The organism is Nocardioides silvaticus, from assembly GCF_003160695.1.
Taxonomy (GTDB): Bacteria; Actinomycetota; Actinomycetes; order Propionibacteriales; family Nocardioidaceae; genus Nocardioides; species Nocardioides silvaticus.
Genome location: NZ_QGDD01000002.1, coordinates 427445 through 439639 on the forward strand (window position 1 = coordinate 427445; position 12195 = coordinate 439639).

Below are 12195 nucleotides of genomic sequence, written 5' to 3' on the forward strand. Positions count from 1 at the left end.
CGTCACTCCTTCGGGTCGACGACCGCGGCGGGGTCGGCTGCGTTGGCGACGTTGCGCGCGCTCGTGGCGCGGCCGAGAGCTGCCACCTCGGCATCCATCTTCGGCAGCAGCTCCGGCACGTGCGGGAGCGTCGCCCGGCTGCCGGCCGCCGAGTTCACGACGTTGCGGTTGAGCCCGACGGCGCGGACCCAACCCGGGCAGTAGACGTGGCGGGACCGACTCTCGATGCCCCTGACGAACGCCTTCACGCACGCGTCGACCGACGTCGTCCGGCTCAGCGGGTAGGGCAGCTTCTTGATCAGCTCGGCGAAGCTCGACAGGTCCTTCTTCGCGTCCCGCACCAGCGGGGTGTCGATCCACGACATGTGGGCGCAGCCGACCGCGACGCCCTGGTGGTGCACCTCCAGCCGCAGCGCGTTGGCGAAGTGCTCGGCGCCCGCCTTGCTCGCGTTGTAGGCGGCCAGTCCCGGAGCGGCGGCGAACGCCGCCAGCGACGACACGACGAGGAAGTAGCCCTTGCTCTCCACCAGGGCGGGAAGGGCGGCCCGCGCGGTGTGGAAGACCCCCAGCACGTTGATGTCGAGCACCCGCTTGAACGCGGCAGGGTCGGTGTGCAGGACCGAGCCGTACGACGCGATGCCCGCGTTCGCGACGGCCACGTCCAGCCGGCCGAACCGCTGCACGCCGGCCGCGACCGCGTCCTCCATCGACGGCAGGTCGCAGACGTCGGCCACCACGGCGAGGCACCGGTCCTCGCCGATCGCGGCGGCGGTCTGGTCGAGCGCGGCCCGGTCGAGGTCGGTGAGGACCAGCTTCGCGCCACGGTCGGCGAGCGCCTTGGCGGTCTCCGCGCCGATGCCGCGCGCACCGCCGGTGATGAGGACGACCTGTCCTGCGAGAGAGGCGGTCATACGGTCTCCTTGGTCCTCGTGGTCGACGGGGCGACCGGTTGGGCGGCGCGGTTGTAGCACCAGCCGTAGAACAGCAGCAGCGCCAGCCAGGTCGCGATGACGGCGATGTACCCGACCGTCCACGCCCAAGTCGGGACGTCCTCCCGCTGCTCGCGCTGGAGGAACTCCCGCTCGAGCACCGTCTCGACCTGCTGGCCGTCGGTCGTGACGATCGCGCGACCACGCGAGCTCTCGATGGCCGGGTCGTCGGGCGCGTAGAGCGGGAACGACACCATCTCGCTCGGCGCCACGTGGAGCCGGAGCAAGGTCTTCCAGTTGCCGTAGAGCGGGACCGGGTGCTCGGTGCGGTACTCGCCCGGCACCCCGGTGGGCTCCAGTGCGGTGCGCACGATGCCGGGTGCGTCGGACTGGGGGTCGCGCGGGACGCCGGTGGAGTCGCCTCCGGGACGTCCCTGCCAGGCGAGGGCGTAGAACCAGACCGCGTCCTCCGCCACGTCGGGGTCGTCGAGCCGGATGGTGACGGTGGCCAGGCACTTCTCCTCGGTGCCCGCGCACTCCGAGCCGCCGGTCGTCACGTCGCTGAACCCGACGACGCCGGTGTAGGTCTCCGGCGCCTTCGGCACGCCGAACACGCCCATGAGCACGGCGAAGATCGCCAGCCCTGCGAGCCCGAACCATCGGCGTGGCGCCGGCCGGTCCTCCGGCGGTGCCGCGCTGCTGCCGGTGAGCACGAGCCGGCTGAGCATCCACGCCGCCATCAGGCCGCCGCCGAGGCCGGCGATCGTGCTCACGCCGAGCAGGAACGGCAGGGTGTCGGCGTCGAACGGCTGGGGGAGCGGCATGAAGAACTTCGACCACAGCCACTCGCCGTACATGCCCAGCGACCCGACGAGCACGCCGGAGACGACGACGAACGGGATCTCCCGCCCCGTCCGCTTCGGCTGGAGGATCGCGGCGACCACCTCAATGATCACGACGGAGGGGACGAGCAGCAGCCACCGTGCGGTCAGCACGTCGGGCAACGCCCAGATCGTCGCCCAGAGGAACAGGTGGGCGGTCCAGAAGGCGGCACCGACCAGCAACGCACCGCCGGGCCCGAGCCAGAGGCGTACGGCGCAGCCGATCCACGCTGCCAGGAACGCGAAGATGATGAACTGGGTCACGGCGGGGAACTGCGGCACGCCGAGGTCGAACTCCATCAGGAACGCGAACGGGATCCCGCAGACGGTGATCGCCAGGGCGCCGAGGAGCCGGCCGATGAAGCCCGACGTGCGCGGCGCGCTGACCTGCGCGGCCTCGGCCAGGAGGAGCGGGATGCCGAGGACGAAGGTCACGGCCCCGCCGATCATCATCACGTGGGTCGGTCCCCACTCGGTGACGTCCTGGCCGAACAGGCGGTGCCAGAGGTCGTCGGCCGGGAACCCGACGAGCGCGATCAGGCCCGCGCCGGTGATCACCAGTGAGCCGAGCGGGACCCGCCAGGTCCGCGACAGCCGCACCGTGTGCCGGGGCAGCGGGTCACGTGCCAGGCCCATGCTGAGCAGCCCGGCGTGGCAGAAGCCCAGGATGCCGAGGAAGATCGGGTAGTGGCTCGGGTTCGCGAGCGGACCCTCGTCGCGACCGTTCTGCATGTGGATCGGCACGTCCCACCACACGCCCCAGCCGGCCACCAGGACCGACACCAGGCCGAGCGCCGAGGGCAGTGCGACCCAGCGCGGCAGCTGGACCAGGTCCGCGGACCAGTCGGCGAGCCGGCTGACGAACGTGGGCCTCCCGGCACGCTCGCGGAGGATCACCCACCCGAAGAACAGGATGACGACACCGGCCATGGCGCCGGCGATCGCGATCTCGTCGAAGGCTGCGCCTGCAGCCGGGGGAGTCTCCGCTGCCCTGAGGTCCATGCCCGCACTCCGTTCGTTCGGATCCTCCCATGCCGGGAGCTGGTCACGCGAGGTTCTCGATACAGACTGTAGCGGCTATCCGTCCGGTCGCCGCAGCCGCGCGGAAGCGTGGACAAGGGGCAGGCGCTGGTAGGCTTCACGGCAGTTGAAGGGGCTCGTCTCCGACGAGCTCTCCCGGCGCAGGACTGCAGGGCGCCGGTTCACTTACGTGGTTCCTTGCGGCCTGTCGATCGGGCTGCCGTCGAGGTACGTGCAGGTGTTTTCTTCCGCGCGGCAGGCACCATCGTCTGCGCGTCTCGACAGCAGTAACAGCAAGGAGATCGACATGGCCAGCGGAACCGTCAAGTGGTTCAACGACACCAAGGGCTTCGGCTTCATCGCGCAGGACACCGGTGAGGGCGACGTGTTCGTCCACCACACCGGCATCGCCGGCAGCGGCTTCAAGAGCCTCGCCGAGGACCAGAAGGTCGAGTTCGACGTGACCCGCGGCCCCAAGGGCCTGCAGGCCGAGAACGTCCGCGCCGTCTGAGACGACGCGTCGACGTACGACGTCAGCGACGGCCCCGCTCCGGCGGGGCCGTCGTGCATTTCCCGAGGGGTCAGGCGAGCCGGGCGGCGAGCCGGGTCGCGTTCATGTAGGCGATCGACTCGATGGAGATCATCGGGTTCACGCCCGACGAGGTCGGGAAGCAGGACGCGTCGGCGACGTAGAGGCCGGGCAGGTCCCACGTCTGGCCGTCGGGGTCGGTGGCCGAGGTGATCGGCGAGTCGCCCATCCGGGCCGATCCCATGATGTGCAGCGCCGCGAGCACCATCCGCGCCGGGTCGGTCCCGGCCGCCCTCACGTCCGCCTCGAACGTCGACAGCGAACCGCGCTTCCCGGGCTCGTAGGAGACCGTCCGGTGGTGGGTGGTGCTGATCCGCGTGGCTCCGGCTGCCTCCGCGATCCGGGCCCCGCCGAGCAGGCCCTGGACGAGGTGCTCGGAGTCGTGGGGTGAGAGCCGGTAGCGGACGACGGGGTGGCCGTCGCGCTTGGTCTGCACCGTCCCGACCGAGTCGCGGTCGCGGAGCAGTACGGCGACGCCGAGGCTGTGGCTCAGCTCCGCCATCCGCCTCTGGAACTCCGCGCCCCCGCGCCAGTTGACGAACCCCGACCCGAACGCGGGGGTGAGCGGGCCGGTCTCGAACAGCACGCCGTAGCCCTTGCCGTCGAGGTCGGTGAGCGCGTCGCTGTACCTACTCTGCATCGAGCCGACCCACGGGTCGACGCGCTCCTCCATCAGCCCCCACAGCGCGGTGGCCGGGTGCAGGCGGAGGTGGCGGCCGACGTTCGGGTTGGTGAGGCCGCTGCGGTGGAGCAGCGCGGGGGTCTGGATCGCGCCCGCCGACGCCACGACCGCGCGGGCGTGCACCGTCACCCGGCGGCCCTCGGCGCTGACCGCCTCGACGCCGGTCGCGCGGCCACCGGCCCGGGTCACCCGCCGGGCCGTCACGCCGGTGTAGATGCGGGCCCCGGCGGCCGCGGCGTCCTCGAGCCAGGTCTTGGCGGTCGACTGCTTGGCGCCCAGCCGGCAGCCCATGCCACAGCGGCCGCACTCGACGTCCTGGTCGCACCCGATGACGTTGCGCGGCATCGCCCGGCAGTCCCAGCCGAGGGCGCGGGCGCCGCGCTCGAGCAGGGCGTCGCGCGGCGCGGCCGCGTCGTGGTCGGTGTTGACGCCCAGTCGCGTGCAGACGGCGTCGAGCGCGGCGTCGTACTCCTCGGTGACGAACTGCTTCGTCCCCAGGTCGGCCCACTCCTGCCGCACCCGGTCGGGCGTGCGGAACGAGGTCGTGTAGTTGACGACCGTGCCACCGCCGAGCCCGCGGCCCGCGAGGAGGCTGATCTGGCCCTCGGCAGTGGCCTGGGGCGCCAGCGCGTAGAGGTTGAGGAACCCGGTCTCCTCGCCGCCGTCGAAGAACCGCTCGTCGTGGTGGTCGCCGGCCTCCAGCACCACGACGTCGAGGCCCGAGCTGGCGAGCACGCCCGCCGCGGTGCCGCCACCGGCGCCGGACCCGACGACCACGACGTCGCACGTCAGGTCGGCGTCCGTCGTCGCGCGCAAGGTGCGAAGGGTGGGGGCGGGGGCGTCGTCGCGGCGGCCGAACGGTCCGGGGTAGCCCATCGGGTCCCAGGCGCCCGGACCGGCCACCATGTAGTACGGCAGCAGGGCCGCGGACTTGAGCGCCGCGAACAGTGCCCGGCGCTGGGCGCTTGGGGAGTCGGACATGGCGAGCAGGAAGCGCTCCCGGCCGGCCTGGTCGAGGCGGGAGAACCGCTGCGACCGCCCGGTCAGCGCGAGCGCCATCGCCCGGGTGTCCCACATCCGCAGCAGCATCTTGAGCTGCCGCACCTCGATCACCCGTGGGTTGGCGGCTGCCACCTCGAGGGCCACGTCGACCGAGCCGGCCTCGCTGGCCGAGGGGACGCCGTCGGCGTTGCCGGGGGCGAAGGTGTCGCAGATGAGGCGCATCGCCTCGCGTTCGCGGGCGGTGAAGGTCATGAGCGCGAGGCTAGACCCTGTCCGGTCCCGTGGGCGGCTACCAGCCGCGCTCGCGCCACTCGCCGAGCCGGGGTCGCTCGGCGCCGAGCGTGGAGTCGTCGCCGTGGCCGGGGTAGAACCAGGTGTCGTCCGGCAGCGCGCCGAAGAGCTTGTGCTCGACGTCGTCGATCAAGGTGGTGAACGCGGCGCTGTCGCCGAAGGTGTTGCCCACCCCGCCGGGGAACAGCGAGTCGCCGGTGAAGAGGTGGGGATGGCCGTCGGGGTCGCGGTAGAGCAGGCAGATCGACCCGGGGGTGTGCCCGGTGACGCGGATGACCTCGAGCTCGCAGGCGCCGACGGCGACCCGGTCGCCGTCGGACACGCGCCTGGTCACCTGGACGCCGGTCTGCTCGGTGATCGCGTCGGCGTCCGGCTCGCCGGCGACGACGTCGGCGCCGGTCGCGCCCACCACGTCGGCGAGGGCCCGGTGGTGGTCCCAGTGCTGGTGGGTGGTCACGACGGCCGTGAGGCCGGCATCGCCGATCAGCGGCAGCAGCGTGTGGGTCTCGGCGGCGGCGTCGACCAGCACCTGATCGCCGGTCTCGTTGCAGCGCAGCAGGTAAGCGTTGTTGGACATCTGCTCGTCGACCGCGACCTTGGTGATCGTCAGGTGCGCCAGCTCGCGCACGTCGGCCGTGCCGCCGGGCGTGACGGCTCCGGTGTAGCTCATCGTCCCTCCATCCCCGGCACCTCGCCGGTCGCACTGGTCAGCTGGTCGCCGGGGTCCCGGCCGGTGAGCCACCATGCCAGAGCCGAGGCCGGGCCGGAGACCTGGACGGCGCCGTCCTCGGCCGACCCCAGCGCGAAGGTGCGGTCCAGGTCGGTGGCGTACGCGAGGAGCGGCGGGCCGTCGTACCGCTCGACGTCGCGCTCGAGGAACCGGACGACCGTCTCGCCCGGCCAGTCGGCGTGGCCGTAACCGGCCCGCAGGTCGGCGTGGTGGATCTCCACCTCCCGCAGCCGGAGCAGCGGCACCGCGCGGGCGAGCATCTGCTGCCCGCCGGGCGTGCGGTCGAAGGTCGCGTCGGGCGCGACGCGGGGGAGGCCGGTCAGCGCCGCGGTGAAGTCGTCCGCCGAGGCGCGGAGCCGTCCGCGGATCTCGTCGGCTGGTCGCGCCGCCAGCGTCTCGATGTCGGCGTCCCGGGCGGTGTTCGACGCGTACATGACGGTCGGTCGGCCGTCCGCCAGCCCGCGGACGACGCCCGCGAGCGCCTCGGCGTTGAGGGCCAGGTGGGCGATCACGTGGGCGCGGCTCCAGCCCGCGCACCCGCTCGCCCCGGGCCAGTCGTCGTCCCGGAGCCCGTCGACGGTGTCGAGGAGGCGCGCCGTTGCTGCGGTGAGGCCGTCGCTGTCGGTGATGTCGGTCACGGGACCCATCATCGCCCCGTGTCCGAGCGGTCCGCGAGGGCACCGTTGTCGGCGGCGCATGAGAGTGTGAACGGCAGCGTGGCGACTTGTGCGACGCCGTACGATAGCGAACACTTGTTCGAGTCTCGACAGGCTCGACCACCGGACCGCCGACCAGACGACGAACGGACAGCAGTGCAGGACCAGCTCATCATCCGCGGTGCGCGCGAGCACAACCTCAAGGATGTCTCCCTCGACCTGCCGCGTGACTCGCTCATCGTCTTCACCGGGCTGTCCGGGTCGGGCAAGTCCAGCCTCGCGTTCGACACGATCTTCGCCGAGGGCCAGCGTCGCTACGTGGAGTCGCTGTCGGCCTACGCCCGTCAGTTCCTCGGTCAGATGGACAAGCCCGACGTCGACTTCATCGAGGGCCTGTCGCCGGCCGTCTCGATCGACCAGAAGTCCACGTCGAAGAACCCGCGCTCGACCGTCGGCACGATCACCGAGGTCTACGACTACCTCCGGCTGCTCTACGCCCGCGCCGGGCGGCCGCACTGCCCGACCTGCGGTGCGCCGATCGAGCGGCAGACGCCGCAGCAGATCGTCGACCGGGTGCTCGCGCTCGAGGAGGGCCGCCGGTTCCAGGTGCTCGCGCCCGTGGTCCGCGGCCGCAAGGGCGAGTTCGTCGACCTGTTCCGGCAGCTGCAGACCCAGGGCTTCAGCCGGGCCCGCGTCGACGGGGCGATCCACAACCTCGACGACCTCGCCCAGAAACAACCCAGCCTGGACAAGAAGATCAAGCACTCCGTCGAGGTCGTCGTCGACCGGCTCGCGGTCAAGGCGAGCGCGAAGCGCCGGCTGACCGACTCGGTCGAGACCGCGCTCAACCTCGCCAGCGGTCTGGTCGTCCTCGACTTCGTCGACCTCCCCGAGGGCGACGAGGGCCGCGAGATGCGGTTCAGCGAGAAGATGGCGTGCCCCAACGACCACGCCATCGACACCGACGACCTCGAGCCGCGCTCGTTCTCGTTCAACTCGCCGTTCGGCGCGTGTCCGACCTGCACCGGGCTCGGCACCCGGATGGAGGTCGACCCCGAGCTGGTCGTGCCCGACCCGACGGCCACGCTGGCCGAGGGGGCGCTCCAGCCGTGGAGCCACGCCCACGTCGCCGACTACTTCGGCAAGCTGGTCCAGGCGCTCGGCGAGGAGCTGGGCTTCGACATGGACACGCCGTGGGAGCAGCTGTCGGCGAAGGCGCGCAAGGCGATCCTCGACGGTCACCCGACCAAGGTCCACGTCGTCACCCGCAACCGCTACGGGCGGCAGCGCTCCTACTACGCCGACTTCGAGGGCGTGCGCTCCTACGTCGAGCGCCGCCACCGCGAGGCCGAGAGCGACGTCAGCCGCGACCGGTTCGAGGGCTTCATGCGCGAGGTGCCGTGCCCGGTGTGCCAGGGTTCGCGCCTCAAGCCGGTCTCGATGGGCGTGACCCTCGGCCCCAAGGAGGCGGGCGGCAAGAACATCGCGGAGGTGTGCGCGCTCCCGATCAACGAGACCGCCGACTACCTGCGCAACGTCGACCTCTCCGCCCGCGAGCGCCAGATCGGCGAGCGCGTGCTCAAGGAGATCCAGGAGCGGCTGCAGTTCCTGCTCGACGTCGGTCTCGACTACCTCAGCCTCGACCGGCCCTCCGGCTCGCTGTCCGGCGGGGAGGCGCAGCGGATCCGGCTGGCGACCCAGATCGGCGCCGGCCTGGTCGGCGTCCTCTACGTGCTCGACGAGCCCTCGATCGGACTCCACCAGCGCGACAACCAGAAGCTCATCGAGACCCTGGTCCGGCTCAAGGACCTCGGCAACACGCTGATCGTCGTCGAGCACGACGAGGACACGATCCGCGTCGCCGACTGGGTCGTCGACATCGGCCCGGGCGCCGGCGAGCACGGCGGCCAGGTGGTCCACTCCGGCACGGTCAAGGGGCTGCTCGAGCACCCCGACTCGATGACGGGGGAGTACCTCTCCGGTCGCCGCGAGATCCCGGTGCCGGCCGTCCGTCGCCCGCGCACGGTCGGGCGGGAGCTGCGGGTCCACGGCGCCAAGGAGCACAACCTCCGCAACATCGACGTCAGCTTCCCGCTGGGGCTCTTCGTCGCGGTGACCGGCGTTTCCGGCTCCGGGAAGTCCACCCTGGTCAACGACATCCTCTACACCTCGCTGGCCAAGGAGCTGCACCGCGCGCGGTCGATCCCGGGCCGTCACCAGAAGATCACCGGCATCGACAACGTCGACAAGGTGATCCACGTCGACCAGGGCCCGATCGGCCGGACGCCGCGGTCCAACCCGGCGACGTACACCGGGGTCTTCGACCACATCCGCAAGCTCTTCGCCTCGACGCCCGAGGCCAAGATCCGCGGCTACCAGCAGGGCCGGTTCTCGTTCAACGTCAAGGGCGGACGCTGCGAGGCGTGCGCCGGCGACGGCACGATCAAGATCGAGATGAACTTCCTGCCGGACGTCTACGTCCCGTGCGAGGTCTGCCACGGTGCCCGCTACAACCGCGAGACGCTCGAGGTCCACTACAAGGGCAAGACCATCGCCGAGGTCCTCGACATGCCGATCGAGGAGGCGCTCGAGTTCTTCGCCGCGGTGCCGGCGATCGCGCGCCACATGAAGACGCTGGTCGAGGTCGGTCTCGGCTACGTCCGTCTCGGGCAGCCCGCGACGACCCTGTCGGGTGGCGAGGCGCAGCGCGTGAAGCTGTCGACCGAGCTGCAGAAGCGGTCGACCGGCCGCACGGTCTACGTCCTCGACGAGCCGACGACCGGCTTGCACTTCGAGGACATCCGCAAGCTGCTGGGCGTGCTGTCGTCGCTGGTCGACAAGGGCAACACGGTGCTCGTCATCGAGCACAACCTCGACGTCGTCAAGACCGCCGACTGGATCATCGACATGGGCCCGGAGGGTGGCTCCCGGGGCGGCACGGTGGTCGCCGAGGGCACGCCGGAGCAGATCGCGGCGACGCCGGGCAGCTTCACCGGCGACTTCCTGCGGCCGCTGCTCGAGGGACGCGCCGCGGCGCAGCCGAAGCGCAAGCGGGCCTCGGCGGCGGCCTCGAAGCCCGCCAAGAAGCGCGCCACCGCCCGTCGCTGAGCGTTCACCAAGAATGTCGCGCGTGACTGAACCCGACGCGGGCTCCGTACGTTGAGGACGGTATGACGATCAAGCGATCCATCAGCAGACGCCGGGCGATCTCGGGAGCGGCAACGGCCGGCATCGGGGTCCCGCTGCTCGCGGCCTGCGGTGATGACGGGGGCGACTCGACGACCAGCGCGTCCGACGCGGCGTCGTCTGCCGAGAGCTCGCCGACAGCCTCGGGTACGCCGACGCAGGGGGAGAGCACAGCGGCCGAGAGCACGGCCCCGCCTCCGGCCGACGGAATCCCGACCTCCGACGTTCCGGTCGGCGGCGGCATCGTCACCGACGACGCCGTGATCACCCAGCCGTCCGAGGGTGAGTTCAAGGCGTTCACGAACGTCTGCACCCACCAGCAGTGCCTGGTCACGGAGGTCACCGACGGGACGATCGGCTGCCCGTGCCACGGCAGCCGGTTCTCGATCGAGGACGGCTCGGTGACCGCCGGTCCGGCGTCGCAGCCGCTCGGCGAGGTCGGTGTGTCGGTCGAGGGCGACCGCGTGGTGCTCGGATGAGCAGTCTCGGACAGGTCCGCGCCAGCCGTCGGATCGTCTTCCACGGCCTGGGTGCGCTCGGAGTGGCGGCGGCACTGGCGGGCTGCGCCGGCGACGACGAAGGTGACGGCGGAGGCGGAGGAACGGACGTCGAGTCCGGCACCGAGCTGACGACGACCGACCAGGTCCCTGTCGGCGGCGGCGTGGTGCTCGTCGACGAGAAGGTCGTGGTCACCCAGCCGACCGAGGGCGAGTTCATGGCGTTCACCGCGGTCTGCACGCACCAGCAGCTGCTCGTGGGGTCGGTGGAGGACGGCGTCATCCATTGCGACAACCACGGCAGCGAGTTCGACCTGGCGTCCGGCGAGGTCACGAAGGGGCCGGCCGGGTCTGCGCTCGCCGAGGTGCGGATCGAGGTCGACGGCGACCGGATCGTCACGACGTAGCGGGCAGCAGCGTCGTCCGGCGCCAGCGCTCGTCGCGGGGGGACGGCCGGCGGTCGAGCCGCGCGTCGAGGACGAGCCGCGCCTCGTCGTACCGCCCGGCCCGGAGGAGGGCAGCGATGCGGGTCTCCTCGACGATCTCGCGCTGCGCGTCGGAGCCGCCGAGCCGCCAGCAGTGCGGTGCGAGGACAGCCAGCCGGTCGGCCGCCTGGCTCGCGCGGCCGGAGCCCAGGTCCCCCAACGCGTCGGCGAGCGGCGCCACGACCTCCCGCAGTCCGACGTGCGGGTGCTGCGCGCAGCGGTGGGAGAGGCGGCGCAGGCCGTCGAGGTCGCCGAGCGCCAGCAGTGTCACCGCCGAGTGCATGCCGAGAAAGGCGGTCGCGGGCGCTTCCAAGGTCCGGCGGCCGGTGATCCGGGCAACCTCCTCGAGGCCGGGCACGGCCTCGGCATCGGGGGTCAGCGCCCAGCGGTAGAGCATCGAGCCGGTGTCGACGAGGGCCCGGCAGCCGACGGCGTGCAGCGGCTGGAGCTGGGTCTCGTAGCGCCGCCGGACCGCCTCGAGGTCGCCGAGCGACAGCTCGTGCAGAGCCGCGTGCCAGGAGAAGTGCGTGAGGCTCTCGGTCGCTGCGCCGTCGCCGGCGATCCAGGCGTCCATCCAGGCCAGCCCGGGCCCGTGGTCGCCGGTCTCGTAGTGCGCGTGCGCGCGGGCGTGGGCCGCGTGGCCCGAGGTGGGGTCGGCGGCGAGCGCGGTGGTGGCGAGCTTCATCGCTTCGTCGTACCGGCGCTGCTCCTGGCGGACGAACGCCAGCAGGCCGAGGAACCAGGGGTCGTCGCCGTAGGCCGGAGCGGCGCGCTCGACGATCGCCCACGCCTCGGCGGGCACCTCGGTCACGCCGGCGAACGCGATCGTCGGCATCGCGACCGAGAGCAGCACGGCGTCGCGGGGGTGCTCGGCGAGGTGCTGGAGCAGCGGTTGCGGGTCGCCCTGGAGGTGCCGGTCGACGGCGTGCACGTGGCTGCGCTCCCGGTCGCTGGCACGGGCGGACAGTCGGCGCGCGTCGTCGAGGCGGGACGCGATGTCGACGTCGAGGCACAGCTCGTGACCGAGCAGGGCCAGGTCGGCGTGGGCGAGGGCGAAGGTCGGGTCGTGGGCCAGCGCGGCGGCGATGCGGACGTGGGCGTCCCGGCGCAGACGGAGCAGGGCGCGGACACCGTCGACGTACGCCGCCGCCGCCGTCGGGCTGGTGGTCAGCGGATAGCCGTAGTCGTCACGACATCCCATGCCGACATGGTGCCTCGCCACCCCCGCCGGAACGAGCAATGGGTGC

The 12195-nt window shown here is 72.0% G+C and carries 10 protein-coding genes; 4 read left to right on the plus strand and 6 right to left on the minus strand.

From position 1 onward, the window contains the following. Positions 1-2: 2 nt before the first annotated feature. Both DJ010_RS06910 and DJ010_RS06915 read right to left on the minus strand, forming a co-directional pair. On the minus strand, positions 3-911 hold the full coding sequence (locus tag DJ010_RS06910; RefSeq protein WP_109692887.1) for an SDR family oxidoreductase: 909 nt from the start codon (positions 909-911) through the stop codon (positions 3-5). Then, positions 908-2812: a hypothetical protein gene (locus tag DJ010_RS06915; protein WP_109692888.1), complete on the minus strand. Its 1905-nt coding sequence runs from the start codon at positions 2810-2812 to the stop codon at positions 908-910. Before DJ010_RS06915 ends, DJ010_RS06910 begins: the two co-directional genes overlap by 4 nt. Before the next feature lie 325 nt (positions 2813-3137). Between DJ010_RS06915 and DJ010_RS06920 the strand changes: the two genes are divergently transcribed. Further along, positions 3138-3341 (plus strand): cold-shock protein, encoded by a 204-nt coding sequence (locus DJ010_RS06920; RefSeq protein WP_109692889.1) that lies wholly within the window; start codon positions 3138-3140, stop codon positions 3339-3341. A 70-nt stretch (positions 3342-3411) separates the two neighbouring features. Here the strand turns inward: DJ010_RS06920 and DJ010_RS06925 are convergent, their stop codons facing one another. Genes DJ010_RS06925 through DJ010_RS06935 form a run of 3 tightly spaced genes read right to left on the minus strand, consistent with a single transcriptional unit; the run spans position 3412 to position 6762 of the window. Further along, entirely contained in the window at positions 3412-5355 is a 1944-nt protein-coding gene (locus DJ010_RS06925) for a GMC family oxidoreductase N-terminal domain-containing protein (RefSeq protein WP_109692890.1), read from the minus strand. A 37-nt stretch (positions 5356-5392) separates the two neighbouring features. Continuing rightward, positions 5393-6064: an MBL fold metallo-hydrolase gene (locus DJ010_RS06930; RefSeq protein WP_109692891.1), complete on the minus strand. Its 672-nt coding sequence runs from the start codon at positions 6062-6064 to the stop codon at positions 5393-5395. Then, positions 6061-6762, minus strand: a complete 702-nt coding sequence (locus tag DJ010_RS06935; RefSeq protein WP_158282960.1) for a maleylpyruvate isomerase family mycothiol-dependent enzyme — start codon at positions 6760-6762, stop codon at positions 6061-6063. Before DJ010_RS06935 ends, DJ010_RS06930 begins: the two co-directional genes overlap by 4 nt. A gap of 174 nt (positions 6763-6936) precedes the next feature. On the opposite strand from DJ010_RS06935, the gene uvrA reads away from it, so the two are divergent. The 3 genes from uvrA (at position 6937) to DJ010_RS06950 (ending at position 10870) form a co-directional block, all read left to right on the plus strand. Next, positions 6937-9888 carry an excinuclease ABC subunit UvrA gene (gene uvrA / locus DJ010_RS06940; protein WP_109692893.1) on the plus strand — a complete coding sequence of 984 codons (2952 nt, stop codon included), beginning with the start codon at positions 6937-6939 and terminating at the stop codon, positions 9886-9888. Between the two features lie 62 nt (positions 9889-9950). Beyond that, positions 9951-10445: a Rieske (2Fe-2S) protein gene (locus tag DJ010_RS06945; RefSeq protein ID WP_109692894.1), complete on the plus strand. Its 495-nt coding sequence runs from the start codon at positions 9951-9953 to the stop codon at positions 10443-10445. Continuing rightward, on the plus strand, positions 10442-10870 hold the full coding sequence (locus tag DJ010_RS06950; protein ID WP_109692895.1) for a Rieske (2Fe-2S) protein: 429 nt from the start codon (positions 10442-10444) through the stop codon (positions 10868-10870). The genes DJ010_RS06945 and DJ010_RS06950 overlap by 4 nt, the downstream gene beginning before the upstream one ends. Here DJ010_RS06950 and DJ010_RS06955 read toward each other — a convergent pair. Beyond that, positions 10860-12149 (minus strand): tetratricopeptide repeat protein, encoded by a 1290-nt coding sequence (locus tag DJ010_RS06955; RefSeq protein WP_109692896.1) that lies wholly within the window; start codon positions 12147-12149, stop codon positions 10860-10862. The two genes, DJ010_RS06950 and DJ010_RS06955, sit on opposite strands and share 11 nt — an antisense overlap. Positions 12150-12195: the final 46 nt, after the last annotated feature.

Bases quoted from the DNA above. Each gene is read 5' to 3' on its own strand.
- DJ010_RS06910 (WP_109692887.1), bottom strand. From the start codon at position 911: ATGACCGCCTCTCTCGCAGGACAGGTCGTCCTCATCACCGGCGGTGCG.
- DJ010_RS06915 (WP_109692888.1), bottom strand. From the start codon at position 2,812: ATGGACCTCAGGGCAGCGGAGACTCCCCCGGCTGCAGGCGCAGCCTTC.
- DJ010_RS06920 (WP_109692889.1), top strand. From the start codon at position 3,138: ATGGCCAGCGGAACCGTCAAGTGGTTCAACGACACCAAGGGCTTCGGC.
- DJ010_RS06925 (WP_109692890.1), bottom strand. From the start codon at position 5,355: ATGACCTTCACCGCCCGCGAACGCGAGGCGATGCGCCTCATCTGCGAC.
- DJ010_RS06930 (WP_109692891.1), bottom strand. From the start codon at position 6,064: ATGAGCTACACCGGAGCCGTCACGCCCGGCGGCACGGCCGACGTGCGC.
- DJ010_RS06945 (WP_109692894.1), top strand. From the start codon at position 9,951: ATGACGATCAAGCGATCCATCAGCAGACGCCGGGCGATCTCGGGAGCG.
- DJ010_RS06950 (WP_109692895.1), top strand. From the start codon at position 10,442: ATGAGCAGTCTCGGACAGGTCCGCGCCAGCCGTCGGATCGTCTTCCAC.
- DJ010_RS06955 (WP_109692896.1), bottom strand. From the start codon at position 12,149: ATGGGATGTCGTGACGACTACGGCTATCCGCTGACCACCAGCCCGACG.